Raw genomic sequence first — 26,819 nt, 5'->3', positions numbered from 1 at the left:
TATCTTCTTATCTTCTTATCTTCTTATCTTCTTATCTTCTTATCTTCTTATCTTCTTATCTTCTTATCTTCTTATCTTCTTATCTTCTTATCTTCTTATCTTCTATACAGATGTATACAGTGGTTTTTACAGAAAACTACTGTATACACCTGTATAAAGCTCACACTTTTTTCCATTTCTGAGAAAAACGGCAAAATCATTCAAATTTAATTTATCAATTAATTTCATGGACTTATAAGCACAAACTTCATTTCACCATAAGAAATCGTCCAATAATCCCGCAAAAAGCGCTTGATCTTATAAGCAACAAAAACTACTGTATACACATACAGCATGTATATAAGGACAGCAAAATGATTCAAGCACACGTTAAAGCACAACACTCTAGCCCGCTAATTCACGGCGCATTTGCATCAGCTTCTCGCTCAGCTCATCATTCAACTGATGAAGCGTTATTTGCAAAAATGGCGTTGCTGTCCAATCAACATCAATGGCTACTATTTACGGCTCAAACGCCAAGACCATCCGCTAAGCAGCTGCAGAAGCATAACGTATGCTGCGACCGCGTTATTCACATGAAAGCTTCTCACCAAATGACCGAAGCTGAAACAGTAGAGAAAGCGATCCGCTCTAAGAATGCGAGCGCGATCGTTGCTAGCGCATCGATTGATCAATTTAGCCAAGAATACTTAAGAACATTAGGTATGCGTTTCCAGTGTGAGGTTTTCTTTATGGATGCCAACTCAGAGCGCATTCACTAAGCAACATAGCGTTACTAGATAGCTCAGTAATATAGTCCAAATATACTGCCTTCCCCTGCCCTACATTTCGCCTTAAATTTGGTGGATAGTTAGGCAGGGGTTTTTATTTGATTAGTTGATTTAGCAAACGTTTGCTTTTTCTCTGGAAGCAAACGTTAGATTGGGTATAATGCCCGTCTAATCATGTGCACATTGCACTTCTCTGTATGACGTTTGATAAAAGATAGGAATGTCTAAATGAGCCTCGCTGATCAAGTTCTTGCCGTAAATGATGACCTCCCAATCCGCACTGATAAACCTGTCCACAGTGGCAAGGTTCGTTCGGTTTACTGGTTAACTGAAGAAGATAGCCAACGACTAATTAAAGAGAAAGGCTACGACGTAGCACCTGATGCTCCGTTAGCTATCATGGTAATCAGTGACCGTATCTCTGCATTTGATTGTATCTGGCGTGGTGAAGGCAACCTGAAAGGTGTTCCTGGTAAAGGCGCTGCGCTTAATGCTATCTCTAACCATTGGTTCAAGCTTTTTAAAGACAACGGTCTTGCTGACAGCCATATTCTTGATATCCCTCACCCATTCGTATGGATTGTACAAAAAGCGCGCCCAGTAATGATTGAAGCGATTTGTCGTCAATACATCACAGGCTCTATGTGGCGTGCATACGCAAATGGTGAGCGTGAATTCTGTGGTATCGAAATGCCAGAAGGTCTAGAAAAAGATAAGAAACTACCAGAGCTTCTTATCACTCCTTCGACTAAAGGTATTTTGAAAGGCATTCCTGGTGTACCAGAAGCGGACGATGTAAACATCACACGTCAGAACATCCAGGATAACTTTGCAGCGTTTAACTTCTCTCAAGAGAGCGATATCGCGCACTACGAGAAGCTACTCAAAGAAGGCTTTAACGTCATCAGTGACGCGTTAGAGAAAGTAGACCAAACCTTCGTTGATACCAAGTTTGAGTTTGGTTACGTGAACGATGCACAAGGCAAAGAGAAGCTTATCTACATGGACGAAGTGGGCACACCTGACTCATCTCGTATCTGGGATACAGAGCAATACAACAATGGCAACATCGTTGAAAACTCAAAAGAAGGTTTCCGTCAGTTCCTACTTAACTACTTCCCTGATGCCGATATTCTCCTGAATAAAGAGCGTATGCCAGAGCGTGAAGCGCTAGCGCGTGACAATGAATTGCCATTGGATGCACTGATGTCTCTTTCTCGCACTTACCTTGATATCGCAGCAAAGATTACTGGCGCTGAGATTGTACTGAGCGACAATCCTAAACAAGAGATCATCGACGTATTGCGTGCTGACTACGGACTAATCGATTAATCATCTTGTCGATTTAAACACCGTCACGATACAAAAAGGGCCTCAATATTGAGGCCCTTTTTACATGTACGTTTTCAGTCTTGTTTGAGCATCGCTGGCACTGCTCCAACGTTTACAGTCGGATAGTAAACTCTTCTCCAGTATTCCCTGCAATCACTAAATGACTACGCGATTCGATGTACTCAATCTGCTCTTCTTCAAGAGAATATGGCATCACCACTTTGAGTTCATTGATGCCTTCTAATTTGGCAAGCTTAAGCAAAGTCACAATATTTGATTCATCGCTTTTACGTGTAGACATCGATTTCAATGCCATTTGCCATAAGCGATCTTCTGGGCTTGCTAGCTCTTTGATGCTGTCTCGCCAAACGGTGCTGAACACTGGAGCAATGGTGGTGAGTGCCTCCAGAAAAGTCCATTTTTTACTGCATGAGGCGCCAAGAAAAGTTGTGTAATCAAACTCTACACGCGTCTCTTTCTGATTATCCATGATGTCCCCCGACACTTTGGCAACACAATATACTCAATATCTATCAACTTTTTCGTTATAGCAATAGGATATAGAACAATAGTCTTTTATGACCTTTTGATTGGTTAAAAAGGCATATAAAAATCAAACTTGTAACATAATGCGCACCGAAAAATAATATATGCGCCTATTTGATTAATATTTTGGAGATAAAACTTATCTATCTATTTTATATCAATAATTCGACTCGCCTTTTTGTACTGAATACGCCAGCCAGACCAAGTTGGTAGCTCCCATCGTTTCGGCGGTGCTTTTCTACTACCCGACTGATAATGAACGTAAATCAACTTTCTTCCCACAAGGTACTCAACCTCCAAGTTCAAATCAGCAAGAGTGAGTGAGAACGGGTACTTTTCAGCGAACTCTGCATATAACCAACTAGGGATACCGTCAAAAGGAATGTCCGATGCGTCAAACATTTCGAGTTCACTGACATCGGTAACCCCTAGCACTTCAAGCTGCTCAATAAACCACGATTCAAAACTCAGTTGCTCGATATCGGAGGTAAACTTGGTTTGCTCATCCAGCCCAAGTTTCACGCACAACTGCCAGTGCTTTATCTCTTGAGTGCGAACCTTGGCAAAATCAGGAAGCTGAGTGCCACTTACCACCAGATCCACGATAGGTTTTAAAGACAACTGACCTTCTGCTGCAACCAGTTTGGTTGTAACTGTGCGACCTGCGTACACCAAATCCATCTCGGTAAACACACCATCATCATTGACCACGGTTTCACCCTGCTGCCATTCGCCGAGCTCTGCCTCAACCACCAGTTCAAGCGTAATCGGTGCTGTGGTCGTTGCGAGAGTCAGTGTCTGCTTAACCCCTCGCCCAGGAAGGCTGTGGGTATCCAACACCAGCATAGCCTGCGCGTTATCAGGGAAACGATTCTGACGACCAAGTACTACCTCTAGTGACCCGTTAGCAAACGCCTCTCTTCTTTTTAAACGGCGCACAAACACCAACTCAGGATGCAGCTTAATGATGGTTTCAAGTAGCGCTGTTCGTTGATAACGAGAGGCAACTTCCAGCAGAGGAAGCTCAAACACTTCACGCATTTGCTCGGCAAGCCCTTGTGCTTCCGCCAACGCTTGTTGGTCGATTTCAAGGTGCGGATAATCGCGACCACGCACAATCTGAATCAACAAGGTTAAATCACAGCCCTCTTTTTCTTGCTGGGCGAGCGCTTCCAAGTGTTCAGCATTATTAGGTAGCTGATATAAACGAGCAGGCACAGACAATGCGGCCGTGAGATCGACCATCGCCTCTTTCAATGCTTTGGTTTTAATACGGGTAACAATATCGGCATACAAGGCATCAATCGGCAGTGGGTATAGCTTTTTGCCGTGCTCGGTAATTTGATGGTCGTGGTCAATCGCTTCCATCGTCAGCAAAGTTTGTGTTGCGATGTGCAGCGATTTTTCTGGAATGGGATCGAGGAAAGACAAACTCTCCAAAGTGAAGCCACTGCATGCCGCTGCCAACATCGGCTCAGTCAACTCTTCACGCTGCAATTCAGGTGGTGTGACTAGCTCTAATGCCGCATGCTCACCATACAAACGAACACAAACACCGTCCATTACCCTACCCGCACGCCCGGCACGTTGCTTGGCACTCGCGCGTGATATGGATTTCAGCATCAAGGTAGTTCTGCCATTACGTTGAACCGTTCTTCTTTCCAATCCAGAATCGATCACCACACCAATATCGGGAATGGTTAGCGAGGTTTCAGCCACGTTGGTTGCGAGAATGACCTTTCGCAAGCCTCTGCCATCGTTTCTATTCCCACTTTCGTTACCCGTATTGCGACCAGATAACGCGAGGTCTCGCTCCTTGTCACTCACCGAGGCATGCAATTTAACAACTTGCAGATCCGGATGTTTTGCCAACGCTTGCTCACACTGCACAATCTCTTTCTTGCCCGGAAGGAAAACCAAGATATCGCCGTGCGATGCAATAAGTTGATGATTCACTTCTTCAGCGACGCGTTGCTCTAGATGTCGACTATCTGGCAAAGCCCTAGATTCATTTGCTCTGTGCTCGATATCAACCTGATAAGTTCGTCCCTCACAACTGATCCTGTTCGCTTGTAGATAACCAGCGAGGCGCTCCCCTTCGATGGTTGCCGATGTGATGACCAAACGGTGACTCGCCTTCTGCTTGAGGATCGCCACCAGCAAGTCGATGTCCCAACGCCTTTCGTGAAATTCATCCACCACAATCACATCAAAGCCTACCAACCCATCTTCCGCTAACCAACGTAAGGCAATACCGGGCGTAACAAACACTACATCAGTCTGCTCATTGTATTGTGCTTCAAACTTGATGGCGTAACCCACTTTGCTGCCCAGCTTCTCACCCGATTCTTTCGCTAGAAACTTAGCTAACGATGTACAAGCGATTCTTCTTGGTTCTACCACTAGCACACGCCCATGTTGAGATGCCCAAATTGGCAGGCGCGTTGATTTACCCGAACCGGTTTCAGCTTCTACAACAAGGTGAGAATCGGCGATCTGTTGATGGAAAGTACTTTGATAGCTATCGATGGGAAGTTGAGACATAAAAAGAGAGAGCCGCGAAAAAATGTGAGCAAAGTATAACGAATTATGACGTTAGAATTCGATAACTGTGGGATAGGAGAAAGAATATCATTTTGTTTGCCAAGATCGGGGAGAAACTATTTACAATTGAATAACTAAACCGTTATCATTTTTCAGTTACCCTTTCTCCCATATTAGGCATCCAATGAACAACGATAAACGCCCTTTATATATCCCTTATGCTGGTCCTGCTCTACTAAGTACACCCCTTCTAAACAAAGGCAGCGCATTCACTGCTGAAGAGCGTAGCTCTTTTAACCTTGAAGGTTTGTTACCGGAAACAACGGAAACAATCCAAGAGCAAGTTGGACGTGCATATAAACAATATTGTAACTTCGAAAGTGATATGGATAAGCATATCTACCTTCGTAACATCCAAGACACTAATGAAACGCTTTTTTATCGTTTAGTTCAAAACCACATCTCTGAAATGATGCCTATCATTTACACGCCAACGGTTGGCGCAGCATGTGAGAACTTCTCAAATATCTACCGTCGTGGTCGTGGTCTGTTTATCTCTTACCCGAACCGCGATCGTATCGATGATCTACTGAATAATGCGACAAACCACAATGTTAAAGTTATCGTGGTTACGGACGGTGAGCGCATTCTTGGTTTGGGAGACCAAGGTATCGGTGGCATGGGTATTCCAATCGGTAAACTAGCACTGTACACAGCGTGTGGCGGCATCAGCCCAGCTTACATGCTACCAATCGTGCTAGATGTTGGTACAAATAACCCTCAACGTCTTGCTGACCCAATGTACATGGGCTGGCGTCACCCTCGTATCACAGGTGCTGATTACGATGCGTTCGTTGAAGAGTTCATCCAAGCCGTTCAACGTCGTTGGCCTGATGCGCTAGTTCAGTTCGAAGATTTCGCACAGAAGAACGCAATGCCTCTACTTGAGCGCTATAAAGATCGCATCTGTTGTTTTAACGATGATATCCAAGGTACAGCAGCGGTAACTGTGGGTTCTCTACTTGCAGCATGTAAAGCAGCAAACAGCAAACTTTCAGACCAACGTATCACCTTCTTGGGTGCAGGCTCTGCAGGTTGTGGTATCGCAGAAGCAATCATCGCTCAAATGGTGTCTGAAGGTATCAGCGACGAGCAAGCGCGCTCTCAAGTATACATGGTTGACCGTTGGGGCTTACTACAGGAAGGCATGCAGAACCTGCTTGATTTCCAGCAGCGCCTAGTTCAAACCAACGCGAACACTAAAGACTGGGAAAGCGATGGTACTGGTTTCTCTCTACTAGACGTTGTTCGTCACGCAAAACCAACAGTATTGGTTGGTGTATCTGGTGCACCAGGTCTATTCAGCAAAGAAGTCATCAAAGAGATGAACCTTCACTGCGAACGCCCTATCGTGTTCCCACTATCGAACCCAACAAGCCGTGTTGAAGCAACACCAAACGACATCATTCGTTGGACAGATGGTAAAGCACTAGTCGCAACAGGTAGCCCATTTGAGCCAGTGGTTCACAACGGCACAACTTACCCAATCGCTCAGTGTAACAACAGCTACATCTTCCCAGGTATTGGCCTTGGTGTGTTAGCTGTAAACGCTTCACGTATCACTGACGAAATGCTAATGGAATCGAGCCGTGCACTTGCGACGTGTTCTCCACTAGCAATCAATGGTTCTGGTGCTCTACTTCCACCACTGGAAGAGATCCACACTGTATCTAAAAAGATTGCTTTTGCCGTTGGTAAGAAAGCAATTGAACAAGGTGTTGCACTAGAAATCACTGAAGAAGCACTACAACAAGCGATTGACCAGCACTTCTGGCAGCCAGTTTACCGTCGCTACAAGCGTACTGCATTCTAATAGAGCGTACTTGTTCTCAAATACCACTCTTACAAGAGCCCCTGCCATTGCAGGGGCTTTTTTCTTTACATTGTCTTGTCTTTTTAACTGATTTTTCTCATTTTTATTTGGTATTATCGAGCACTCAAAAAAATAATGCTCAGTCAAAGGACTATGCCGAGAGTGAAATTCGATTCTCACATTTGCCGTAACTACTTATTAAAAGCATACAAAAAACTGCAAGGTTTTCTGTATGGCGCTTTCATTGTGTTCTTGATAGGCAGCGCTACAGTTATTGCGATCGATTATTGGGTTTCGTGGCAAGCCGAAGACCGCATCATCTATGACATCGATGAGGTGCCAGAAGTAGAGGTTGCCGTCGTGCTGGGTACCAGCAAATACTTGGGTAGAACGCTCAACGACTATTACAAACATCGTATTGAAGCGGCAATAGAACTGTTCGACCGTGAAAAAGTAGACCAATTTTTATTAAGTGGCGACAACGCTCACCGCTCTTACAATGAGCCGTGGACAATGAAGCGCGACTTGTTAAAAGCTGGCGTTCCTGATGAGCGTATCAACCTCGACTACGCGGGCTTTAGAACCTTAGACTCGATTGTTCGTGCGAAGAAGATCTTCGATACCGACAACTTCCTGATCATCACTCAAAAATTCCACTGTGAACGAGCGCTATTCATCGCCAACTCATATGACATTCACGCGCAATGTTTGGCGGTTTCCGGGCCGACTCACCACTCTGGAACATCAATACGTTTACGTGAAGTGTTTGCTCGTACCAAAGCCTTCCTAGACCTATATATTATGGGTACAACCCCGAAATTCCTTGGCCCGAAAGAGCCGATTCAGCCCAGCCCAAAACAAGAAATATCACCAATTCCAAGCCCTATTTCTGCCCCTTCAGAGACCGATGTGTAGAAATCTACACATTTTGAATTTGTTGCCTCACATTTCCCTACTGTTACACAAAAACACACCAACGCCCCTTTATTAACTTAAGTAACATTCCCTCAACAAAGCCCAACCCTACATGAAGTCAATATTCCTCGAAAAACAATAAGCACAGCTCTATGAAGCAAGTGCATCCATAAACGAGGATAAACAAAAGGAGCGCCTTATGACGGCACTTGTTACTACACTGAAACACTGGTTGTTTACCCGCAACAGCATGATATTAATTGGTAATTTCACGCTATTCGCACTCTTGCTCAACACTCTTCCTTTCGAATCACAAGTCAATACTGGTTTGAGTATTCTCGTGTTCGTTGCGGTTCTATGGTTAACCGAAGCTATTCATGTCAGCATCACTGCTCTGCTTGTTCCACTCTTGGCTGTCCTGTTTGGTGTCTTCAACACACCCGCTGCATTGGCGAACTTCTCCAACCCAATCATCTTCCTATTTATGGGTGGTTTTGCTCTTGCTGCCGCGCTAAACAAGCAAGAACTTGATAAAGCGATTGCTGACAAAGTTCTGTTGATTGCAAAAGGTAGAATGTCGGTCGCGGTCTTCATGTTATTCGGCGTGAGTGCTGGTTTGTCGATGTGGATTTCTAACACAGCAACAACCGCAATGATGCTTCCTCTGGTTCTTGGCATCATGAACAAAGTAGACCAAAGCGAAGACCGTAATACTTACGTGTTCGTGCTACTAGGTATCGCTTACTGTGCGTCTATCGGTGGTATCGCAACCCTAGTAGGTAGCCCACCGAACGCTATCGCTGCAGCAGAAGTTGGCCTTAGCTTCACAGAGTGGATGGCACTTGGCCTACCAATCTCGATGATTCTATTGCCAATCGCAATGTTGATTCTTTACGTGATGACCAAGCCAAAACTTAACCATAAGTTCGAGCTAGACCACGCGCCAGTAGAATGGACAAACAGCAAGAAAATCACACTGTCTATCTTCCTACTCACCGTGACTCTGTGGATTTTCGGTAAACCAATCAACGCAATGATCGGCGGCTTCTCTAAGTTCGATAGCTTAGTTGCAATTGGTGCAATCGTACTGCTTGGCGCTTCTAGAGCGGTAGAATGGAAAGATGTTGAGAAGACAACCGATTGGGGTGTATTGATTCTGTTCGGTGGTGGTATCTGTCTAAGTAACATCCTTAAAGCGACTGGCACCAGCGTATTCCTAGCGCACTCATTAAGTGGTTTCCTAGAGACAGCAGGTGTGCTACTAACGATTCTAGCGGTAGTCGCGTTCGTGGTATTCCTAACAGAATTTGCGAGTAACACAGCAAGTGCAGCATTGTTAGTACCAGTATTCGCCACCATTGCTGAAGCATTAGGTATGTCGCCAGTTATCCTGTCTGCATTAATCGCTGTCGCTGCATCTTGTGCCTTCATGTTACCTGTTGCAACACCACCAAACGCGATTGTATTTGGCTCTGGTCATATCAAGCAGAAAGAGATGATGCGAATTGGTATGGTTCTAAACCTAGTTTGTATCCTAGTGCTAACACTGTTCGCTTGGATCTTCTGGTAATAAACACTGATAAGAGATCTGCATAAGCAAGTGCTCTGACGAAACTGGCTGCAGTTCCCCCGCTCAGCCAGTATAAAAATGCCCACTCAATGTGAAGCCATCATTTACTTGAGGTTATCACTAAGCGGGCATTTAAAAAGAATAATAAAACGATTTCCCTTTTTGGTGGCTCCTCGCCACCTTTTTTGTTTGGGTATTTACATCCCTATCAGGTATTCATTCCCGTTCTAAAAGTCATTTATCACGCCACACTTGGTACAACACGCGTCCAGCCGATAAGCAACATAGAGGCGCACAGCACCCACACCACTGTTGCCAGCGACAGAGTCGACACTAAGCTGTAGCGATAGCTAAACACATACACAGCCCCTAAATAAGCCGCGTATGGCACCAGAGAAAACAGGCCAAACAGTGCGGTAGTACGCAGCTCTACCATGGTTTGCTCTGTGCCGACAATATAATGAGCAATCAAGGCAAAAGTGGGAAACAAAGGTACAAGCCCTGATATGTAAAAACTCTTACTTTTCGACAACAGTGCAATCAACAAAACCGCTGCAGCACCAAGCAAACATTTAAAGAACAGTGAGATCATTTCAATACGTTATCCAAACAAACCAACAAAAACTCTAGAGAGTAAACTCATACAACGCCCACAAAAAACGCCACACGTCACATATGCACGTGTGGCTTATAAAATAATCAAAATAATTTGCAGATTAGTGGCTCAAGATCACCTGATTGCGTCCTGAGTGTTTAGCTTGATAGAGCGCCTCGTCAGCGCGAGCAATCGTCTCTGTCACCCTCTCTTGCTTCATTTCAGCAACACCAATACTGCAAGTCAGTGGGTCACCATGAACCCAAAGGTGTTGGCTAACTAAGAGGAGAATTTTCTCAGCTTTTCTTTGTGCTTCGCCAAGATCAGTCTCAGGGCAAAAAACAATGAACTCTTCACCACCCCATCTCACCAATTTATCTGTCGGGCTGATTGCACTACCGACCACCATACTAAATTCTCTTAGAATATGGTCACCCATTTGATGGCCGTATTTGTCGTTCACACTCTTGAAGTAATCAATATCAAGATAGAGCATGCTTAATTTACCGTGCCCTTGTTTGACATGTTGTGACTGCATCTTCAGCCAATCACGAATCGCATGCCTGTTAAGGATTCCGGTCAATTCATCACGATGCGCCATTTCCGAGAACTCAAAGTTTTGCTCTCTTAATGCTCGGTTAACGTTCTTAAGATGATGATGTCTTTTTTCGGCAATCACCATACGTTTGCGCGAGCTGTGTAACTCTGAAATTAAGAATACGGTGCCAGTACCAACCCAAACAAACAGCAAGATTAAGAACAAGCTCTCGCCGGTGATGTAAGAGCCCTCAAATTCGATACTACGAATAACAATGCGATGATGCCCAAGTTTTGCGCCTGATGCCGTCGCGAACTCCACCATATTTACGTTGGAATACTCGGGAGCAGAGTGCTCTAGCGCGATGTCATTATCTGCAAGCCACCATGTCATCACTTGCAGGTTTTTAATCGGTATTTCAATCACGCCGCCATCGACACCTGGCGAAAACTCCATGCCATTGTACTTATGCGTGTACTCATTATCCGGAACCGAATAAGCAGGGTTGTAATTGCGTAGGTAGGTTCGTAAACGGCCGCTAGAGTCCGCTTCCGCGTGGTAATCGATGTTGACTCTAAAAGTGTGATACTGGGAAAGGTCGAGGCCAACCGTGATATCTGGGTCAATACGAATCGACAAGCCACAATAAGGCCAAGGGTACTCAGACTCTTTCAGTTCACAATCAAGAATGTACTGCCCATTAGCGAAGGATAATTGAGACGTACTCACGCCTCTATCGACCTGATCACTGGTTGCAATAAACTCATATTTGTCTGGTGTAATTGCCGTTATCACGCGATTTCCGCTAACACGGTAGTACTGCACTATGGCAAGCGTCGCGATAACTAAAAAGATGACTATCTTATGGATCCACTTCACATCTAAGCTTCCGGCATATATCCCTATCTTTGGGATTTCACGATATAAAATAAGTGACGTAAATTAGTGATCTTAATACCAAAAATTTACTAGAAAACGTTATATCACGCCTAAACAAAATGTCATACTATATTTTTATGCTTATATTTCATGCTAATTATTTACGCCGAGAATCAAGTATTATTGCGTATAAAAACAGGCGCCATTTGTTATACTCATCGCATAATCATCGCTAACCGTACTGCCTGCTCACAGCGCAAACGAGTCGGCGAAATAACAATCAAAATACAACGAGTAATGTCATGTCTTTATTAGCGAAAGGAACACTCAAGAAGATGAGTGCTTCCCTTGATGGCGCGGTAACCTACCGTTTGCCTGTAGGCGAAGAGTTTGTAGAACTAACCCCTCTGATTGGTAAAACCATCAACCTCACCCACACTGGCAATATTTTTTGCTGCTCTTGTGGCAAGAAAACCAAGAAGAGTTACTCTCAAGGCCACTGCTTTGTGTGTATGAAAAAGCTAGCAAGTTGCGACATGTGCATCATGAAGCCAGAGACTTGCCACTACGACGAAGGCACCTGTCGTGAGCCTGAATGGGGCGAAGCAAACTGCATGGTTGATCACTTCGTTTACCTATCGAACACATCAAGTCTAAAAGTAGGTATCACTCGTCACACTCAGATCCCTACTCGCTGGATTGACCAAGGCGCAACACAAGGCCTACCGATCCTTAAAGTAAAAACTCGCCAAATCTCTGGCCTGATCGAAGTTGAATTGGCAAAACACATTGCCGATAAAACCAACTGGCGCACGCTGCTGAAAGGCGATGGCGACGACATGGAACTGGTAGAGAAAGCAAAAGAGCTGCTTCCACTGGTTGAAGATAAGATCCAAGAGATCAAAGCAAAATTCGGTGACGATGCTATCGAAGTGTTGAGTGAGAACATCACTTCACTGAGCTACCCAGTAGAACAGCACCCAGTGAAGATTGTTTCTCATAACTTTGATAAGAACCCTGAGGTATCTGGTGTGCTGCAAGGCATTAAAGGCCAATACCTAATCCTAGATACGGGCGTGATTAACATCCGTAAATTTGGTTCTTACGAAGTTGAGGTATCTGCTTAACCAGCAGAGCACCATCACAAGTGAGAGACAAAAATGCCCTGAGGCTTCTACTTCAGGGCATTTTTATTTCAGATAGGACGATCTGCTTTAAAAGAGTAAAGAGAAAAGACTAGAGCGTGACCATATCTCCATCCACACAGTTTTTACCATTGGCTTTAGCTCGATAGAGTGATTGATCGGTTAGATTAACCAAGGCATCGATCGTCATGCGCTCTTCACACGCAAGGCTATCACTCATACCAATACTAACGCTCGAATTGAATCGAGTCTGTTCATCGATTTTAAACTCTGCTTGATTAAACTGTTGACGAATTTGTTCAGAGATTTCATGTGACATTTCTGACGTTGCATTTGGAAGGAAGACGATGAACTCTTCACCACCCCAGCGACCCGCAACACCGCCCACACTCTCAACACTGCGCTTAGTAATATTAGCCAACGCACAGATCACCTCGTCACCGACCATGTGACCGTATGTATCATTAATCGATTTAAAATCATCAATATCGAGCAGCATACACACAAGGTGATTGTCAGAGGTCATGTGTTCTCTAAACCACTCATAAATAGCTCGACGATTGAGTAAGTCCGTCATCTCATCGTAATTCGCTTGATGCACGAGCTGCTTTTCTAACATTACTTTCTGGGTTACATCTTCAAGCACAACCTGCATGGCTGGCTTACCTTCCCAAATAACTGCGTTGTCATAGATATTGAAAAATCGATGGACACCATCCAAGCCGATATTCTCAACCACATTACTGGTACCCGACGGCTCACCCGACATGACAGTCTGGTAACGTTGAGAAATACTTTCTACGTTTTGTTTTGGCACCAAATCAAGAATAGAGTCGAGCTGCAATACCTGCTCTATCGACTTGCCACCTTGTAAGTTCACCCAAGATTGGTTAACCATCAAAGGTTTAAAATCTCGGTGTACCAATATTCCCTGCCCCGATTGCATGATCATATCGCGATACATTTGGTCTTGTTTGCGGACAATATTCTGCAGCTGAATAGCTGGGCTAAGGTCAATAACGGTCACTTGTAGCGCCGGTCTTCCCTGCCACTCTGTGACATGATCAATAGAAAAAACCGTGAACTCTCTGCCGTTTCGGTCCACATTGGTAAAGGTGTGAACTTGTGGGTCTCGTTGACCACTAACCGTTTCAAGATAGTTTTGGTAGGCGAGAACATGGAACTCTTCAGGAATTAGATCCAGAAAGCTGTCAATATTGGCCAATAATTCTTCGGGAGATTGGTAACCATAAATACGAGCATAGTTAGCATCGACACTAACTACATTCATATCTTGAATGATTATCACACCGTAAGTGGATTCGAAATTTATAGAAAACATTGCCAACTCCGCAATCTAGCTACACTTCATAAAATGGAGCATAACAACACGCCCTGCCAACGCTTCCATATAATCTCTTACGCGCTTAGGGACATTAATACAAACCGTAGTATATCGTACTGCTGAGCGCTTCTCTACAATTCAATCGCTAGCACGACTTAGTAAAAGTAGACAAGTCTCTCAATCTGATTACGCGCGCCAAAAAACAGAAATAGATAACCTATGGCTATGTAATGATTCAATTTTTTATTTTTCACATCAGTTGAAGCACACAAGCTGCTCACCACGAACTTCAATCGCACTTTCTACTCATCCCAGCCAGAGAAGTAATCGACTAAGAAGTCTATCGCAAGCCGCGCTCGTTGAGGCAGAAAGCGTCGGTTCTGATACACAATCCAACTGCTTGTCCCCGAGCCCCAATACTCTTCTAGCACCGGAACTAGTTTGCCATTACTTAAGGCACCATTAAAACTGCTTCTAGGAAGGTACACAACGCCAAGTCCCTCTTCACACGCTTTCAATACCGCGCTTGAATTGTTACTTCTCCAACGACCATGCACTCTTACCGCATTCAATGGCTTTCCATTTTGCTCAAACAGCCATTGGTCACTATTAGCAATAATACAGCTGTGTTGTTTTAACTGTTCCGGATGAGCGGGCGCGCCATATTGATCGATATACGCTTTGCTTGCCGCCGCTGCCATTGGGCGATCAACCAACTTTCTTGCCACCAGCCCTGAGTCATCTAACCGACCGTAACGAATCGCGAAGTCGATACCGTCTTCAATAAAGTTCACCATCTTGGTGTTGAAGTTCATTTCAATGGCTAGATCTGGATGAGACTTTGCAAACTCCATCAACGCTGCCGCAACATGATTCTCGGCAAATGCGCCCGCCGCACTGACACGCAATGTACCGCTTAGCTGAGTTTGTTGAGACGTCACTTGCTCATTGGCTTGTTGCAGCCCAATCACTAAATCTTTGCACTGTTGGTAGTAAGTGTGGCCAGATTCAGTCAGGCTCACCATGCGCGTTGAACGAGCAAGCAGAGCTACCCCAACTCGCTCTTCTAACCGTGAAACTTGTCGACTCACATGGCTAGTACTGCAACCTAACTGCTTAGCGGCCGCAGAAAAACCGTGACATTCGGCAACCGCAACGAATTCGTTAATCCCTTCAAAGCTATCCATACTTAATCTACTCGCATTTTATCTTTGCTATATAGCAACAATGTTTTGCCTTTTAAGCATATTATCACCTAAATGATTTGGAACTAGTATTAGATATAACAAGACGGCGATAGCTAAGTAACAGTGCACAGGTTAACACCAAGCACGAGTGCTTAGAGAAAAGCGCCAACATCTAACTAGAAGAACAGCAGCTCAAAGGGACGAATCATGAAAAAAATACTAATTCCAGTGACTAACCACGCGACACTTGGCGAGACAGATCAAGCGAACGGTACTTACGCTCCAGAACTTACCCACGCTCTGAAAGAGATCTTGGCTGCTGGGTTCGAATACGACATCGCTTCTATCAATGGTGGCAAAGCACCGCTGTACGGAACTGATATTGAAGGAGATACGGTTAATACTGAAATCTTGGCGAATGATGACTTCCAAAACCGCATTAACAACACGATTCCAGTAAGCCAAATCAATGCAGACAGCTATGATGCGATCTTCTACCCAGGTGGTTTTGGCCTACTTTCAGACCTAGCGGCTAATGATCAATTTGCTAGCATCGCTGCCAAGCATTATGAAGACGGTGGCGTTGTCGCGGCAGTATGTCACGGCCCAGCAGCCCTACTCCCTATCGTACTGAACAATGGCGAAACACTTCTGAGCTCTAAATCAGTGACTGGTTTTACACGTGAAGAAGAGATCGACTTTGGCACCATCAACGACATTCCATTCCTACTGGAAGAGTCGCTTACTCGTGGGGCAGCACGTTTCAACAAGGTTCAACCTTGGCAAGAGCTTGTGATTGTTGATGAGCGAGTGATTACCGGTCAAAACCCGACAAGCGCACACGCTGTGGGTGTCGCGATTGTTGAGCACCTTTCTTAATCGAGCAATAAGCTTGATGGATCTATAGCTTGCCCGACTCAACTACGCGAGTCCCCTAAGCAAGGTCAAAAAAAAAGAGCATACTCCCGACTCAATATTCTTGAGAGAAGTATGCTCTTTTCTAATTCTGTAACCCGCTTTTAGTTATTTCTAACAATGCCCTCAAGCACGTTGAACAGTAGGTCTATTTCTTCAATCGAGTTGTAATGCATACAACCAATACGCACTACGCCCTGCTCTTCAATACCCAACTGCTTCACTAAACCTAATGCGTAGAAGTGTCCGTTCCACACACAGATATTATGCTCGCCCAGCTTCTTAGCGATGAATTCTGGAGAGTGCTTATCAAAGGTGATGGCGAATGTTGGCGTTCTTAGGTTCGAATCAAATTCCGTCTTACCGTAGAGTTTTACCCCTTCCAGATCGCCCAAGCGTTTTAGGAAATACTCGCTCAACTGGCTTTCATGCTTATTATAAAGCGCGTAGCTTTGCTCTAAGCGGGAGCGTAATGAGTCAGTCGGCTCACCAAACTGTGCCAAGTAATCCACCGCAGCAATCACACCCGCTAGGCCTTCAAAACTCTGCGTTCCTGTTTCAAAACGACCTGGGCCAATATTAGTGGCAGGCTCAACCTTGTATGGCTTTAACGTATGTAGCCATTGAGGCGCCACGTAAGCAATGCCCACATGCGGGCCAAAAAACTTGTAAGCCGAACACGCTAAGAAATCACAGTTCAGTTGCTGAACATCAATCAAATGGTGTGGTGCATAGTGAACCGCATCAACATACACTTGAGCGCCATGTTGGTGTGCAAGCTGGATGACTTTCTCCACATCAACAATTGAACCCGTGGTATTTGAAGCAAAGGTCACGGCAACCAGCTTGGTTTTCTCGTTCAGTAACGACTCGAAGTTTGCCATATCTAGGCTGCAATCTGACTCGTCGACACGAACTTGACGAACAATCGCACCCTTGTCGTCTGCTGCTTGTTGCCAGCTCGATACATTCGAGTAGTGGTCTAGCGCAGTAACAATCACTTCGTCGCCAGCTTGCCAATCGCGGCTGATCGCACGGCTAAGCTGAAATGTCAGCGAAGTCATGTTGGCACCAAACACAACATTGCCAGAAGATTCAGCATTCAATAACGCTTGCGCCGACTCTCGCGCTTGCTGCATCAAGCCTGTCGTCTTCTGGCTCGAAAAGTAGTGACCGCCCAAGTTGGAATTAAAGTGACCAAGGTATTCTGTCATCGACGCAAGAACATTCTCAGGAACCTGAGAACCACCCGGGCCATCAAAAAAGGTGACTGGCTTACCGTCGTGGTATTGGCCTAACGCACTGAACTGCTGGCGTACATCGTTAAGAGTGAAGGACATTGCGCGCATCCTTAGCCGTTAGAACAAACACATCCATATAGCCCATCTCATCGTGGTCTATGGTGCGAATTGGCTGTGCGTTGTGCCATAGCTTACTGTCTGCAAGCATTGCAACTTCGCCGTCTTCAAGCACTTTTCTAAAGAATGGTGCTTCATGAGAATCTTGGTACAGCATGATTTCGCCGCCAACAATGTTGTGACGATTCACGCCAATTAACGCGATGTGGTCGAAGCCATCTTGGTGCACGCCTTCAGGCGCAACCTGTGTCTCTTCAAAAATGGCAGCGATACGAATTTGGTGGATTTCGATTTCTTGTCCGTCTTCAAGCCCGTTGGTTTCAATAAACAGTTCACACATCTCTTGCATGCCTTCGCTGCTTAGAATGGGTGCTTCAATTGGCTCGAATTGACGAACAACATCACCTTGAAAGTGATTGATGTCTTCAGACTGAACGAAGTTATGTTTGTCTAGCTCAACGACTTGTCCATTACTGAATTCAACCACAGAGTACCTTCTCAATCGGTACTGTCCGTCTGCGTGCTCTGTGCTAGGTAGCTTAGAGAAAGAAGGTGACAGCTCCTTAACCGCGTGGTTACTGAGATGGGTAATATGTAGGGTGTTTTCGTGAGCGTGTAACATCATCGACTCCTTAATGATTGTTAATTTACTTTCGACATTTAACGTTTTGTTTACATAAAAGGATACTTGAAGATCTTGCCAAATCAACAATAAACAATCATTTATCCCGTCAGAATTAATAATTCAGATTGTAAAACCAAGTTTAAAACCAAAAGCAGTGCATAACACCAGAATAAAAGATGACCAACTCTTAAAACTAGCACACTTCACTAGCTAGTTATAAATACCTATAAAATCAAATTTAACGACATTATTAACTAGCACGCTGTGTTTATTATTTTGCCAGCAATTTTTCATCAATACGCCAGCCACTGCATCAAGGCTCATCTCCCTACTTCGACATACTTTATTTGTATGTTTTTGCACATTGAAATACGAGCTACCTATCAGTAGCCAAGCTATTGATTGTTTACACAACAAACTGGAATTGGTTAATTTATGAGTACGCCAGAATCCACACGCCTTTGCTTGCGCGTCTGGAACAGGTCGAGTTCGGGGGGAACTCGGCCGCCCCAAATAGCTCATTTCTTTTAAGAGAGCGAGTTGATTGTTCTTTTTGTCTAGAAAGTATCGCGGGGAAATTTGGAAGCAAGAGTATGAAGCGTTGAAAATCCACTACGGAAAGGAGTGTAGCTTCAAGAAAAGTGGCACATGTTTACAAACGTGAGTTGCTCTTCCTTCACACATTTATGCCCTTTTTTCTTCTTAGAGTTAGTTTTGCTACCGCTCCTTTTGATCTTTGTTTGATATTACATCATATTTTGACTTTAATTCTGAACTTAGCATCTTGCTTAATAGCTATAACAAGCTAGTTTGGGTTTTAGATAGGAATAATGAAAACATTGAAATAAAAATGACGTTAAATCCTCATGATAAGGTTCCTGTTCTCCTTCTCTAATTAATGACATTCTTATCAAATCAGACCTTGAAAATTTGTTGCCGGCTCATATTTATTTGATCGATACCCTGATATTTAACAAATTTTTAAGATGATAATTATCAAGGTGAAGTACGTAAATGTATTTCCTATTTCAAAGAGAATTAAAGTTACATTAATGAAAAATCACGATTAAAAAACACATGTATTTTCAGAGAAGTTTTTTAACCGATATAGTTTACGTCTATTCTTAGAGTACTGCTCGCTGTGGATTTAGTCAGAGTTAAGCGCTAGTCTTTGAATGATTGTGATTCTTATATCCCGTAAAGTAACATACAAAAAGCTCAGCAATCTAAACAAAGTACCCGAAGTACATTTCACTTCACTAAATAGACAATGGTATCTAGTATTTTTCATACAAGGCAAAGAATCTTATAATTTTTTTTGCATACTCGGCAAAAGAACATAAAAAAAGTATAATCTGTAAAAACTACTGTTCGTTGGAGAAAAAGTGGCTATTTCACATAAGATTAGAGAGTCGATTGTAGAACGAGGAGAACATTTATTCGAACTATATATCTTGATTTTTAACTGTAGATTGTATGTGAATACATATCTTAAAAAGCATACTTTTCTTGCGTTAACTAATAGAGTAGCAACTTGGTCAATTTTTATTATTTTAATGACGATGTCGTTTGAATCGGTCACCAAAATAGATAAAAAAATGGAAATAGCAATAAGAAGTTTTTGCACTGAACAAGGTGAGCTATTAAATTTAAAAATGGCAGATTTTGTGCAAGATAAAGAGCATTATGAATTTTTATCAGAATTCCAGATAAAGAAAACAAGACCTGAGTTAGTTAACCTTCTATTTTTTAAACCAATATTTACAACTATCAATACAAAAGATGAGCGTTCGCTGACACTTTCTCCTGCCACTCTATCACTAGACATGTTTTTAGAATCTTGTACATACCTTTCTAGTGAGCCACAAAAGCTAATGGTACCTATGGGTATTGCTGTTGCGTATTTTGACAATATTATTCCTGATGTTGTGAAGAGCATTCCAATGGTTATGGTTTACGCAGGCATTTTTTCCGTTTGCTTAACTTTTGGTATAGCGCTTGTCAACTTTAAAAAGATCACTTTGCGAAAAGCATATGAGATATCATCACTTTTGCTAATTTCGTCAGCGTTGTCGATCTTTCTCAACACTTTCATTAAAGTTCTAGTTGCTTTCTCCCTTATCGATTTTTCTATTTACAACTATGGTGTTGAACCTAATTCATATCCATTTATTTCACATAACGATAGTGTTTATATAGGTTTGGTTTTGCTTATTTCCTCAGTCTGTACTCTTGTTGTTTTTGTCTTACTGTCTACTTACTTCATTTCACAAGTGCTGCAAGTGAAGAAGCGCTGGGGATTGTTGCATCTGACTTTTGGGTATGTCGCACTTAATGTCATAGGATGGATGGTTATTACGCCAATACTCTTGGCAACATTTAAGTTATACCCAATTCTAAGCCTCTTAATATAGTACGTGAAATTCTGGGGCGTATATTTAAGACTGTCTGTTATGAATGAGCCTTAAGCAATAGGGCTCAGACACAGCAATAACTTTATAATCTAACTATTGTGTACTTTAGACGTTGTTTTAAGCACCAGTTCAGAGCCAGTTTCCAATAAACCAATGCCCGCTAGGATTTCTTGAGTTATTACAAGTTTACCAATTCACGAAAAATATAGTTTGAGTTATTTCGTGATATTTCCTGTTCAACTTTCTCAATAGTAAGAGAGACTACAAACTCGTACACTACAGTAAAGTGAGTTGCATTTAGCATTGGGGCATAAAGTGTTCACTATAAAAACACCTATCAACTCGCATCGTTTACCTTACAATCAGCAATTTACTAATTACTAATTTAGCAAAGGATTAGACACACTTCTGTCCAATAGTGAGTTTCAATTCAAGGGCTCTTAAGGCCTGCTAACAGGGAAATAAATCGTCCTCTTTCGCCCTTTAAGCTTTCAAAATATAGTTGGTCTAACTCTTCCACCTGCGCTATTGCATTTATTGCTAGAGCTTCCCCAGTTTTCGTGAGTCTCAGAGAAAAGCTTCGAGAGTCTCTAACACCTTTATCTTTAGTGATAAGATCATTCGCAACCAGCGCTTTCATCGACTTTGATAATGTCATCTTATCCAAGCCTGTAATATTGACTACTTCTGTTTGCGTGGTTTCACTTTTGTTCTTGTTACACCATAGTATCGAAGCGAGTATAACGAACTGAGTATGGTTGATGTTTAGCGGCTTAAGGAGCTTCATTACCTCCGAGTGCCATTTATTGTAAGCGACCCAGAGCTGTAGCCCTACGCTGTCCGATGGGAGCTCATGCTTAAACATTGTTCTCTGCCCTTTTTTTTAATCCTTCAAGAGTAGACGGTAGTCCATCATAAATTTTCTTACCCACGACTTTCCCAAATAAAAAACTGGTTAACCCCGAAAACTTAACTCTATGAGTTACCTCCGTTATTTCTCCTTTAGCCTGTAACTGGTGCTCAAATGATAGAAGGCAGAATGGCAGTTTGCTCATGACAGTAAAGCTCTTATTTGGCGTAGCATCCGTAATGACTATCTTTGATTTAGGTCCATTGGTCGGCTTTAGAACACCTTTCACACCAACCTCGAATGCCCCCAGTAGACGCGAGTAGACCACTTCTTTATCCCATTGATTCCAGTTTTCTACATCGACATATAGCGAATATATGTCTTGAGGTGATGCTTCAATACAAATACGTTCTTCAAAAATCACTTTTCCCATCCTAGCTGATTGTAACTTGGTAAACTAGTTTACAATAATTCATCGTAGGTACATTTGCAACATCACTTCCAGCCACGAAAACGTTTGTCTCGATTAAGTTCTAAACTATAACGATTAATTACACTTCAGCCCTTGTTTAACCTTTTATTGCCTCCATATTTTCCATACAATCCTAAGCGATTATAAATTAAAACAAATTCAATTTCGGAGTCCTCATGAGCGACGTAAAGCACTGTAATTTATTGATTCTTGGTTCTGGCCCTGCTGGCTATACAGCTGCAGTTTACGCTGCTCGTGCAAACCTAAACCCAGTTCTGGTTACTGGTATGCAGCAAGGTGGTCAGCTTACAACCACAACAGGAGTGGAAAACTGGCCAGGTGATGCAGAAGGTTTGACAGGCCCAGCACTAATGGATCGCATGAAAGAGCACGCAGAGCGCTTTGAAACAGAGATCCTGTTCGACCACATTAACGAAGTCGACCTATCAAACCGCCCTTTCCGTCTTAAAGGCGATTCTGGCGAATACACTTGTGATGCGTTAATCATCTCAACAGGTGCATCAGCTAAGTACCTAGGTTTAGAGTCTGAAGAAGCATTCAAAGGCCGCGGCGTTTCTGCGTGTGCAACGTGTGATGGTTTCTTCTACCGCAATCAGAAAGTAGCGGTTGTTGGTGGTGGTAACACTGCGGTTGAAGAAGCACTTTACCTATCTAACATTGCATCTGAAGTTCACCTGATTCACCGTCGTGACACGTTCCGCGCTGAAAAGATTCTTGTTAAGCGTTTAATGGACAAAGTAGAGAATGGCAACATTGTTCTTCACACTGACCGCACGCTAGACGAAGTGCTTGGCGACGATATGGGCGTAACAGGCGTTCGCATTAAAGATACTCAGTCTGACAAGACAGAAGATATCGACGTAATGGGCGCGTTCATCGCTATCGGTCACCAGCCGAACACTGAAATCTTCAAAGGCCAAGTAGATATGAAAGATGACTACATCATCGTTCAATCTGGTCTTGAAGGTAACGCGACACAAACAAGCATCCCAGGTGTATTCGCTGCGGGTGATGTTATGGACCACAACTACCGCCAAGCAATCACTTCTGCTGGTACAGGTTGTATGGCTGCTCTGGATGCTGAACGCTTCCTAGATGGCCTTAACGATAAGTAAATCTGAGATTGCAGATTTGATTATCGACGCTCTCGCCTTAGTAGATGCAGGGCGTCATCACATTTTATTGTAAACCCCTAAAGCCCAGTGGTATATCCACTGGGCTTTCTTTTGTATACTAGCCGCCCTCAACGAATAATAATTATCATTAAGCCTTCATAATGGATAAGAAAAAACAACGCAGCTTGAATAAGTGGCTTAAGCAACAAAGTAAGTTAGCAAAACGCTGGCTTATGATTGCGATTAGCCTTGGCGTACTTTCAAGTGTGTTTTTAATTGCTCAAGCAGCGCTTCTCGCCTCTATTCTTCACCAGCTGATCATCGAGAATGTCGATAAATCTGAACTGGTTGGTCATTTTGCTGGCTTGGCACTCTCGGTCGTTGGCCGTGCGGGCTGTACATGGGGTCGTGAAATCGCAGGTTATCGCTGTGGTGAACAGATCCGTGTCTACATTAGACAGCTCATTCTAGACAAGCTACGCGAACTCGGCCCTGCTTACATCAAAGGTAAGCCTGCCGGTACGTGGGCAACGCTGTTGCTAGAGCAAGTTGAAGACATGCAAGACTTCTTCTCACGTTACTTGCCACAGATGTCTTTGTCGGTACTGATTCCATTCATTATTTTGGTTGTGGTGTTCCCCGTAAACTGGGCAGCCGGCCTTATCTTCTTGCTGACTGCGCCACTGGTACCGATGTTCATGGCATTAGTGGGTATGAAAGCCGCAGACGCAAACCGTAAAAACTTCAAAGCGCTTCAACGTCTTTCAGGTCACTTTTACGACCGTTTGCAATCAATGACAACCATTCGTCTTTTCGACCGCACTAGCTCTGAAACAGAAGTATTGAAAGGTGCATCTGAAGTGTTCAGAACGCGCACCATGGATGTATTGAAGATCGCTTTCTTATCGTCTGCTGTGCTTGAGTTCTTCACGTCGATCTCGATTGCGATGACGGCGGTTTACTTTGGTTTCACTTACATCGGCGAGCTTAACTTCGGCCACTACGGCGTTGGCATTACGCTATTCGCAGGTCTGTTTATCCTTATCTTGGCGCCAGAGTTTTACCAACCTCTGCGTGACTTAGGTACTTTCTACCACGCGAAGCAACAAGCGGTGGGCGCAGCCGAGAGTATTGTTGAGTTCCTAGAAACTGACATCACTAAGGTTAAATCAGGTGACACTCAACTGGACCCAGCTCAAGGCATCAATATTGAAGCTCAAGACCTTAAAGTATTGAGCCCTGAAGGTGTTCAACTGGTTGGCCCTATCTCGTTCGCACTGAATACTCGCCAATCAACGGCATTAGTTGGTCCAAGTGGTGCGGGTAAGACAAGTTTGATTAATGCCATTCTTGGTTTCATGCCTTATGAAGGAAGCTTGAAAATTAATGGTATTGAACTGCGTGATTTAGACTTGGCATCTTGGCGTAAGACGATCAGCTGGGTTGGTCAAAACCCACTGTTGCTTCACGGCAGCATTCGTGACAACGTCACCCTAGGTAAGCAAGATATTACAGACCAAACGGTTCAAAACGCACTAGACCAATCTTTCGCTAGCGAGTTTGTTACTGAGCACGGCTTGGACTACGTGATTTCTGATCGTTCTGGCGGCCTGTCTGTTGGTCAATCTCAACGTTTGGCATTGGCTCGTGCAATGATCCAAGACGGTCAATTCTGGTTGCTTGATGAACCTACTGCTAGCCTAGATACTCGTAGTGAGCAGCTAGTGATGAAAGGCATCAACAGCAACATTGAAAGTCGCACTGCCCTGCTTGTGACGCACCAACTGGCTCCTCTTCAATCGGTCGATAACATTATGGTTATGCGCGATGGTGGTCTTGTAGAACAAGGTCATTACTCTCAGCTTTCAACTGCGGGTGGTTTATTTGAAGAGATGCTAAACGCGAACTTAGCTCAACAAGACAATAAGGGTAATTTAGATGCGTGATTTACTGCCTTACCTGAAACTCTATAAAAAGCATTGGTTTGGTCTATCGCTAGGCATGCTACTGGCTTTTGCTACTCTGTCGGCTTCTATTGGCTTGTTAACGCTATCGGGTTGGTTCATTTCAGCTTCTGCGGTTGCAGGTCTAACGATTGCGCGTGAAACCTTTAACTACATGCTACCGGGCGGTGGTGTTCGTGGTTTAGCAATGAGCCGTACTGCGGGTCGTTGGGGTGAACGTGTTGTTAGCCACAATGCGACATTCAAACTACTGACTGATTTACGTATCTTCTTCTTCAAGAAGCTGGCTCCGCTGATCCCAGGTCGTATCTCAAACCTACGTGACGCTGACCTACTGAACCGCTTGGTTGCTGATGTCGACGCCATGGACCACGTTTACTTGCGCTTAGTAAGCCCTGTGACGGTTGGTGTGTTTGGTATCTTCTTCCTGACTCTGTTCTTGATGTGGTTTGATACTTCGCTAGGCCTTATCTTAGGTTCTATCCTGCTTATCATGCTGTTGATTTGGCCTGTCTTGTTTTACAAGCTGGGTAAAAGTAACGGTGGTGAGCTTACGCAAAACAAAGCGGATCTGCGTGTTACCACTCTGGATTGGATTGAAGGCTACAGCGAACTGACTCTGTTTGGTGCGGAAGAGCGTTACCGTAATGCGATTCTAGAAACCCAACAGAAGCTGATGGCGAACCAGTTTGTGAACGCTAACCTTACCGGTATGGCTTCAGCAGCGCTTATGTTGTTCAATGGTTTGACGCTGGTTCTTATGCTTTGGCTAGCGGCTGACGGCGTGGGTGGTAATGCTCCAGACCCGTTCATCGCGCTAATGGCGTTCGCAACCATGGCAAGTTTTGAACTATTGATGCCAATCGCAGGCGCGTTCCAGCATTTAGGTCAAACTCTGTCTTCTGCACGTCGCTTGAATGAAGTGATTCTGTCAGAACCTGAAGTTCAGTTCGCGGAAGAGAAGCTAGACATTAACAAGCCGCTTGATATTACGTTCTCAAACGTAACGTTCAATTACCCTGATTCTGAGCGCAGTGTTCTGAACGCTGTCGACCTAACGATTCCTGCAACGAATAAGGTCGCAATTGTGGGTCAAACGGGTTCGGGTAAATCGACACTGATTCAGCTTCTAACTCGCTACTGGGATCCTAAGAAAGGTTATATCTCTATCGCGGGCATTGAACTAACACAATGGAACGAGTCACAACTGCGTAAATCGATCAGTGTGGTAAGCCAGCGTGTCGACATCTTGAATGGCAGCCTACGCGACAACTTGTTGATTGCGAAACCAGATGCCAACGATGAGCACCTAGCTAACATCCTTAAAGACGTTGGCCTAGAAAAGCTGCTGGAGAACGATGGTCTTGATAGCTGGTTAGGTGACGGTGGTCGTCAACTGTCTGGTGGTGAGAAGCGCCGTGTTGGTATTGCACGTGCCATTCTTCATGATGCCCCTATCCTGCTTCTCGATGAGCCTACAGAAGGCCTAGATAAGCAAACTGAGCAGAGTATCATGACACTGTTTGAGAAGCATTTTGAAGGCAAGACGGTTATCTTCATTACGCACCGTTTGATTGGTCTGGAAGCAATGGATTCTATCGTTCTGATTGAACAAGGCGAGATTGTAGAGCATGGCTCTCACGAGACACTGTTGAACGAACAAGGACGCTACTTCCAACTTCGTCAGGCAATCTAATCGCTTCATCGATGACAAAAATATCCAAAGCCCGAGTTCATACTCGGGCTTTTTTATGGTTCATCGCGGATTAGCGGGAACTAAAAACAAAAACGGTAGTAAGTGATATGGTTTAGTCGCCAAACAAAAATCATACACAAACTACCGTTT

General features: G+C 43.9%; 20 protein-coding genes. 11 read left to right on the top strand and 9 right to left on the bottom strand.

The genetic code is table 11. The features are described 5' to 3' along the window. Nucleotides 1-353 precede the first annotated feature (353 nt). Together F0251_RS23310 and F0251_RS23305 are read left to right on the top strand one after the other, a co-directional pair. Nucleotides 354-761: a SulA-like leucine-rich domain-containing protein gene (locus F0251_RS23310; RefSeq protein ID WP_171731929.1), complete on the top strand. Its 408-nt coding sequence runs from the start codon at nucleotides 354-356 to the stop codon at nucleotides 759-761. A gap of 237 nt (nucleotides 762-998) precedes the next feature. Continuing rightward, nucleotides 999-2,102: a phosphoribosylaminoimidazolesuccinocarboxamide synthase gene (locus tag F0251_RS23305; RefSeq protein WP_061032750.1), complete on the top strand. Its 1,104-nt coding sequence runs from the start codon at nucleotides 999-1,001 to the stop codon at nucleotides 2,100-2,102. A 112-nt stretch (nucleotides 2,103-2,214) separates the two neighbouring features. Here F0251_RS23305 and F0251_RS23300 read toward each other — a convergent pair whose 3' ends face one another. Further along, nucleotides 2,215-2,592: a hypothetical protein gene (locus tag F0251_RS23300; RefSeq protein ID WP_004738481.1), complete on the bottom strand. Its 378-nt coding sequence runs from the start codon at nucleotides 2,590-2,592 to the stop codon at nucleotides 2,215-2,217. Between the two features lie 203 nt (nucleotides 2,593-2,795). After that, a complete protein-coding gene (locus F0251_RS23295; protein WP_171731928.1) occupies nucleotides 2,796-5,192 on the bottom strand; it encodes a helicase-related protein in 2,397 nt (798 codons plus the stop codon). A 184-nt stretch (nucleotides 5,193-5,376) separates the two neighbouring features. Between F0251_RS23295 and F0251_RS23290 the strand changes: the two genes are divergently transcribed. The 3 genes from F0251_RS23290 (at nucleotide 5,377) to F0251_RS23280 (ending at nucleotide 9,550) form a co-directional block, all read left to right on the top strand. After that, a complete protein-coding gene (locus tag F0251_RS23290) occupies nucleotides 5,377-7,065 on the top strand; it encodes an NAD-dependent malic enzyme (protein WP_061032752.1) in 1,689 nt (562 codons plus the stop codon). A 162-nt stretch (nucleotides 7,066-7,227) separates the two neighbouring features. Further along, a complete protein-coding gene (locus tag F0251_RS23285; protein ID WP_032498702.1) occupies nucleotides 7,228-7,980 on the top strand; it encodes a vancomycin high temperature exclusion protein in 753 nt (250 codons plus the stop codon). Between the two features lie 199 nt (nucleotides 7,981-8,179). Further along, entirely contained in the window at nucleotides 8,180-9,550 is a 1,371-nt protein-coding gene (locus tag F0251_RS23280; RefSeq protein ID WP_008222995.1) for a DASS family sodium-coupled anion symporter, read from the top strand. A gap of 241 nt (nucleotides 9,551-9,791) precedes the next feature. On the opposite strand, the gene F0251_RS23275 is transcribed toward F0251_RS23280, so the two are convergent. Both F0251_RS23275 and F0251_RS23270 read right to left on the bottom strand, forming a co-directional pair. Beyond that, nucleotides 9,792-10,142 (bottom strand): GlpM family protein, encoded by a 351-nt coding sequence (locus F0251_RS23275; RefSeq protein WP_105057310.1) that lies wholly within the window; start codon nucleotides 10,140-10,142, stop codon nucleotides 9,792-9,794. A 124-nt stretch (nucleotides 10,143-10,266) separates the two neighbouring features. Continuing rightward, a complete protein-coding gene (locus F0251_RS23270; protein ID WP_061032754.1) occupies nucleotides 10,267-11,562 on the bottom strand; it encodes a GGDEF domain-containing protein in 1,296 nt (431 codons plus the stop codon). A 302-nt stretch (nucleotides 11,563-11,864) separates the two neighbouring features. Here F0251_RS23270 and F0251_RS23265 point away from each other — a divergent pair, with 302 nt between their 5' ends. Further along, nucleotides 11,865-12,689 (top strand): DUF2797 domain-containing protein, encoded by an 825-nt coding sequence (locus F0251_RS23265; protein WP_105057311.1) that lies wholly within the window; start codon nucleotides 11,865-11,867, stop codon nucleotides 12,687-12,689. Nucleotides 12,690-12,798: 109 nt separating this feature from the next. Here the strand turns inward: F0251_RS23265 and F0251_RS23260 are convergent, their stop codons facing one another. Both F0251_RS23260 and F0251_RS23255 read right to left on the bottom strand, forming a co-directional pair. Continuing rightward, a complete protein-coding gene (locus F0251_RS23260; RefSeq protein ID WP_171731927.1) occupies nucleotides 12,799-14,049 on the bottom strand; it encodes a sensor domain-containing diguanylate cyclase in 1,251 nt (416 codons plus the stop codon). 305 nt (nucleotides 14,050-14,354) lie between these two features. Next, on the bottom strand, nucleotides 14,355-15,239 hold the full coding sequence (locus F0251_RS23255) for a LysR family transcriptional regulator (RefSeq protein WP_171731926.1): 885 nt from the start codon (nucleotides 15,237-15,239) through the stop codon (nucleotides 14,355-14,357). Nucleotides 15,240-15,446: 207 nt separating this feature from the next. On the opposite strand from F0251_RS23255, the gene F0251_RS23250 reads away from it, so the two are divergent. Then, nucleotides 15,447-16,118: a type 1 glutamine amidotransferase domain-containing protein gene (locus F0251_RS23250; RefSeq protein ID WP_105057314.1), complete on the top strand. Its 672-nt coding sequence runs from the start codon at nucleotides 15,447-15,449 to the stop codon at nucleotides 16,116-16,118. A 140-nt stretch (nucleotides 16,119-16,258) separates the two neighbouring features. Here F0251_RS23250 and F0251_RS23245 read toward each other — a convergent pair whose 3' ends face one another. Both F0251_RS23245 and F0251_RS23240 read right to left on the bottom strand, forming a co-directional pair. Continuing rightward, nucleotides 16,259-17,494 carry a cysteine desulfurase-like protein gene (locus F0251_RS23245; RefSeq protein ID WP_171731925.1) on the bottom strand — a complete coding sequence of 412 codons (1,236 nt, stop codon included), beginning with the start codon at nucleotides 17,492-17,494 and terminating at the stop codon, nucleotides 16,259-16,261. Then, complete coding sequence (locus F0251_RS23240; protein ID WP_102320493.1) at nucleotides 17,478-18,134, bottom strand: 2OG-Fe dioxygenase family protein; 657 nt, start codon at nucleotides 18,132-18,134, stop codon at nucleotides 17,478-17,480. Before F0251_RS23240 ends, F0251_RS23245 begins: the two co-directional genes overlap by 17 nt. Before the next feature lie 1,388 nt (nucleotides 18,135-19,522). Between F0251_RS23240 and F0251_RS23235 the strand changes: the two genes are divergently transcribed. Continuing rightward, nucleotides 19,523-20,551, top strand: a complete 1,029-nt coding sequence (locus F0251_RS23235) for a hypothetical protein (protein ID WP_171731924.1) — start codon at nucleotides 19,523-19,525, stop codon at nucleotides 20,549-20,551. Nucleotides 20,552-21,408: 857 nt separating this feature from the next. On the opposite strand, the gene F0251_RS23225 is transcribed toward F0251_RS23235, so the two are convergent. Next, nucleotides 21,409-21,834, bottom strand: a complete 426-nt coding sequence (locus tag F0251_RS23225; protein ID WP_216610979.1) for an SRPBCC family protein — start codon at nucleotides 21,832-21,834, stop codon at nucleotides 21,409-21,411. A gap of 215 nt (nucleotides 21,835-22,049) precedes the next feature. On the opposite strand from F0251_RS23225, the gene trxB reads away from it, so the two are divergent. The 3 genes from trxB to cydC all read left to right on the top strand — a co-directional run bounded on the left by trxB (nucleotide 22,050) and on the right by cydC (nucleotide 26,669). Continuing rightward, nucleotides 22,050-23,009, top strand: a complete 960-nt coding sequence (trxB, locus tag F0251_RS23220) for a thioredoxin-disulfide reductase (RefSeq protein ID WP_171731921.1) — start codon at nucleotides 22,050-22,052, stop codon at nucleotides 23,007-23,009. A gap of 161 nt (nucleotides 23,010-23,170) precedes the next feature. Then, nucleotides 23,171-24,955 carry a cysteine/glutathione ABC transporter permease/ATP-binding protein CydD gene (gene cydD / locus F0251_RS23215; RefSeq protein ID WP_171731920.1) on the top strand — a complete coding sequence of 595 codons (1,785 nt, stop codon included), beginning with the start codon at nucleotides 23,171-23,173 and terminating at the stop codon, nucleotides 24,953-24,955. Next, the gene (gene cydC, locus F0251_RS23210; RefSeq protein ID WP_171731919.1) at nucleotides 24,948-26,669 is read left to right on the top strand and encodes a cysteine/glutathione ABC transporter ATP-binding protein/permease CydC; all 1,722 of its coding nucleotides are present in this window, start codon (nucleotides 24,948-24,950) and stop codon (nucleotides 26,667-26,669) included. The genes cydD and cydC overlap by 8 nt, the downstream gene beginning before the upstream one ends. Nucleotides 26,670-26,819: the final 150 nt, after the last annotated feature.

Source organism: Vibrio sp. 070316B, from assembly GCF_013114115.1.
Taxonomy (GTDB): Bacteria; Pseudomonadota; Gammaproteobacteria; order Enterobacterales; family Vibrionaceae; genus Vibrio; species Vibrio chagasii_B.
This window is presented reverse-complemented; position numbering and strand designations above follow the sequence as displayed.

Coding starts and splice junctions, on each gene's coding strand:
- F0251_RS23300 (WP_004738481.1), bottom strand. CDS start 2,592: ATGGATAATCAGAAAGAGACGCGTGTAGAGTTTGATTACACAACTTTT.
- F0251_RS23295 (WP_171731928.1), bottom strand. CDS start 5,192: ATGTCTCAACTTCCCATCGATAGCTATCAAAGTACTTTCCATCAACAG.
- F0251_RS23280 (WP_008222995.1), top strand. CDS start 8,180: ATGACGGCACTTGTTACTACACTGAAACACTGGTTGTTTACCCGCAAC.
- F0251_RS23290 (WP_061032752.1), top strand. CDS start 5,377: ATGAACAACGATAAACGCCCTTTATATATCCCTTATGCTGGTCCTGCT.
- F0251_RS23245 (WP_171731925.1), bottom strand. CDS start 17,494: ATGTCCTTCACTCTTAACGATGTACGCCAGCAGTTCAGTGCGTTAGGC.
- F0251_RS23305 (WP_061032750.1), top strand. CDS start 999: ATGAGCCTCGCTGATCAAGTTCTTGCCGTAAATGATGACCTCCCAATC.
- cydC (WP_171731919.1), top strand. CDS start 24,948: ATGCGTGATTTACTGCCTTACCTGAAACTCTATAAAAAGCATTGGTTT.
- trxB (WP_171731921.1), top strand. CDS start 22,050: ATGAGCGACGTAAAGCACTGTAATTTATTGATTCTTGGTTCTGGCCCT.
- F0251_RS23255 (WP_171731926.1), bottom strand. CDS start 15,239: ATGGATAGCTTTGAAGGGATTAACGAATTCGTTGCGGTTGCCGAATGT.
- F0251_RS23225 (WP_216610979.1), bottom strand. CDS start 21,834: ATGGGAAAAGTGATTTTTGAAGAACGTATTTGTATTGAAGCATCACCT.
- cydD (WP_171731920.1), top strand. CDS start 23,171: ATGGATAAGAAAAAACAACGCAGCTTGAATAAGTGGCTTAAGCAACAA.
- F0251_RS23240 (WP_102320493.1), bottom strand. CDS start 18,134: ATGTTACACGCTCACGAAAACACCCTACATATTACCCATCTCAGTAAC.
- F0251_RS23310 (WP_171731929.1), top strand. CDS start 354: ATGATTCAAGCACACGTTAAAGCACAACACTCTAGCCCGCTAATTCAC.
- F0251_RS23265 (WP_105057311.1), top strand. CDS start 11,865: ATGTCTTTATTAGCGAAAGGAACACTCAAGAAGATGAGTGCTTCCCTT.
- F0251_RS23250 (WP_105057314.1), top strand. CDS start 15,447: ATGAAAAAAATACTAATTCCAGTGACTAACCACGCGACACTTGGCGAG.
- F0251_RS23260 (WP_171731927.1), bottom strand. CDS start 14,049: ATGTTTTCTATAAATTTCGAATCCACTTACGGTGTGATAATCATTCAA.
- F0251_RS23275 (WP_105057310.1), bottom strand. CDS start 10,142: ATGATCTCACTGTTCTTTAAATGTTTGCTTGGTGCTGCAGCGGTTTTG.